The sequence below is a fragment of the Mycobacterium sp. genome (genome assembly GCF_035697385.1).
In the GTDB taxonomy this organism is placed as follows: Bacteria; Actinomycetota; Actinomycetes; order Mycobacteriales; family Mycobacteriaceae; genus Mycobacterium.
In genome coordinates, this window is sequence record NZ_DASSCY010000355.1 from 1 (window position 1) to 2825 (window position 2825).

Here is a 2825-nt window from a genome sequence, read left to right on the forward strand (position 1 = left end):
GAGAGCGGGTTTCCACCACGGCTCCGAGTACCAGCCGGCGGGGACGGGACGGCCGGCGACGCGCCCGCCGGGGTAGTAGTTCGGGGTGCGCTCCGAAGGTCCGGGGGACGCCTCGATTTCGCGTCCCTCGAACTCGACCCGTCGCTCCTCGGTGACGGTGCCCGCAGACCGCTGCCCGGCAAGCGTCTCGAGCTCGGGGCCGGGATCCATGCCCATCGCCACCCGGGCTGCGCGGACGTAGTAGAGGCCTTCGAGAGCGCTCTCCTTGGCCAGTAACGCCTGTTTGGCGGTGGTCGCCTGCTCGACCGCCGACGATGCGGCGGTGTATCGCTCGGACGCGTCGGCCATCGCCTGCTTGGAGGCATCGTCGGTACCGGTCAAATTGAGCACCTGGCCGCCGAGGCGTTCGATGACGCGACGGGCGTCGGCCTTCGCATCTGCGAGCGAGGCTGCACTTCGCTTGCCCGATGCTTTCGACGAGGCATAGACGGCCACGCCGATAGCGACGACGACCAAAAGGATAAGGACGACCAAGGCGCCATTCATGGGGTCCAGCGTACCCAGCAATTTGGCAGCTAAATGGCCGTGCGTCAGTCGCGGGTTACGCCTAGAGCGGAGTAGATCTCATCGGAGAGCACGACGCTGCGCGGGTCGGCGTTGCATTTGGTGGCGTCGAAGTAATTCATCACGTACGCGTAGCCGATGCGGTGCTCGAGGTCAGCGAAAGCAAATGAGCCACCCGAGCCGCCATGACCGAATGTCCGCGGGTTCGGACCCGCGACACCGCGCTGGTTCAGCATGTAGCCCAGGCCCCAGCCGTGATCGGCGACCCGTGCGCCTAGCACCACGTCGGTGTCGAACCCGCCCTGGGAGACCCGAACCAACTCCAGGTGATCGCGCGAGAGCAGCTTCTCCTGCGCCAGCGCGTTGTAAAACGTCGCCATACCGAGTGCCGAGACGTGCGCGTTGGTGGCCGGGAATTCGGCCCTGCGCCACAGCTCGAGCTCGTTCGATCCGAGCTCGTCGTCCGGCACGAAGCCCATTGCCACCGAGAGCCCTGCCATCGGATGCTCGGCAAGTGAGGCGGGGGAGCCGGGCGCCTCACCAGCGGCCAGCACGTCGCGGATGTGTGGCTTGTTCACCATCTCGGCGCATCGGTGGTGTTCGGACTCCGGCAGACCGATGTGCACGTCGATGCCGAGCGGCTCGGCGATCTCGGTGCGCAGATACTGCCCGATGGTGCGTCCGGTGACTCGGCGGACCAGCTCACCGAGGATGAAGCCGAACGTCACCATGTGGTAGCCCTGCGCGGTGCCGGGTTGCCACCACGGCTCGGCCGCCGCGATGTGCCGGCACACCCGGTCCCAATCGGCGGCTTCGGCCCAGTGCAGGCGAGTGCGCGGCCCGATCACGCCGGACCTGTGGGACATCACCATCGCGACGGTGATGTCCGCCTTACCGGCATGGGCGAATTCGGGCCAGTAGTGGGCAACGGGAGCGGCGAGGTCGATTTCGCCGCGGTCGGCCAGCAGGTGCACACAGGTGCTGGTCAACCCCTTGGACCCGGAGAAAATGCTGGCCAGCGTGTCTTCTTGCCAGGGCCGTCGACCGGCGGCGTCGGCCGAGCCGCCCCACAGGTTGACGACCAGCTCACCGTCCACCCACACCGCCACGGCCGCGCCGATGTCGTCACGCTCGGTGAAGTTCGACTCGAAGGCGGTGCGGACCTTGTCGAATCCCGGGGCACACGAACCGTTGATCGTGACTACACGGGGGTCCCTCAAACCGATCCTCCTGCAGAAGGCCCTCGTCACATGGTCGCTGGGCGGACTCTAGTTAACGCAAATCCTAACTACAAGAGGCCCTTTAGACCTTCTGGCACACGGTTACGGTACGGGTGAGGTTCGATTGCGGTTCGGGGATTACGGGGTAGCGCCATCGGTCGATGACGGTGTGGAGCCGGCGCCCGAATCAGGTGTGGCCGACGAGCCGGCCGCGCAAAACGGCTACGGCTGACCGGCTCGAACCGCGAGCCATCGCGAAATTGGCCTACCCAGGTAGACGCCTTGGAGCGGGCGACGGGAATCGAACCCGCGTAGCTAGTTTGGAAGACTAGGGCTCTACCATTGAGCTACGCCCGCATGTGCAGCACCAGAAGACTGTACCGGCGCCGCCTGAATCAAATCCAATTGAAAGCATCGTGCGATCAGCCCGTAGTATCTCGCGTGGTCAGCTCTGCGCGGAGCCGACCAGCAGAGGGCGCGGGGTGTAGCGCAGCTTGGTAGCGCATCCGCTTTGGGAGCGGAAGGCCGCAGGTTCAAATCCTGTCACCCCGACCGGACCACGTACGCACACAGACACATGAGGAGCAAGAGCGTGAAGAGCACCGTCGAGAAGTTGAGCCCCACCCGGGTTCGCATCAACGTAGAGGTGCCGTTCACCGAGCTTGAGCCAGACTTCGATCGTGCGTTCAAGCAGCTCGCCAAGCAGATTCGGCTGCCCGGCTTTCGGCCAGGCAAGGCGCCTCGCAAGCTGCTGGAGGCCCGCATCGGCCGCGGCGCCGTGCTCGAGCAAGTGGTCAACGACGCGCTGCCCGGCCGCTACAGCGAAGCCGTCACCTCATCCGAAATCCAGCCGCTCGGCCAGCCGGAGATCGAGATCACCAAGCTCGAGGACAACGAGGAACTGGTCTTCACCGCCGAGGTCGACATCCGCCCCGAGATCGAACTGCCCGAGCCGGACGACGACTTCGCCCAACTGGCAAGCGAATTCGACACGATTGACGAACTGCGCAACAGCCTCACCGAGCAGGTGAGCCGGGTCAA

3 protein-coding genes and 2 tRNA genes are annotated in these 2825 nt (G+C 65.4%); 2 read left to right on the forward strand and 3 right to left on the reverse strand.

Going from position 1 to position 2825, the window contains the following annotated elements; all coding sequences use genetic code 11:
- The 3 genes from VFH65_RS29410 to VFH65_RS29420 all read right to left on the reverse strand — a co-directional run.
- On the reverse strand, nt 1-546 hold a 546-nt coding region (locus VFH65_RS29410; protein WP_353326676.1), incomplete at its 3' end, for a DUF1542 domain-containing protein.
- Between the two features lie 44 nt (nt 547-590).
- On the reverse strand, nt 591-1760 hold the full coding sequence (locus tag VFH65_RS29415; protein WP_353326680.1) for a serine hydrolase domain-containing protein: 1170 nt from the start codon (nt 1758-1760) through the stop codon (nt 591-593).
- Nucleotides 1761-2067: 307 nt separating this feature from the next.
- Nucleotides 2068-2141, reverse strand: a tRNA-Gly gene (locus VFH65_RS29420).
- A 121-nt stretch (nt 2142-2262) separates the two neighbouring features.
- On the opposite strand from VFH65_RS29420, the gene VFH65_RS29425 reads away from it, so the two are divergent.
- Nucleotides 2263-2336, forward strand: a tRNA-Pro gene (locus tag VFH65_RS29425).
- A gap of 40 nt (nt 2337-2376) precedes the next feature.
- On the forward strand, nt 2377-2825 hold a 449-nt coding region (locus tag VFH65_RS29430; RefSeq protein WP_353326678.1), incomplete at its 3' end, for a trigger factor family protein.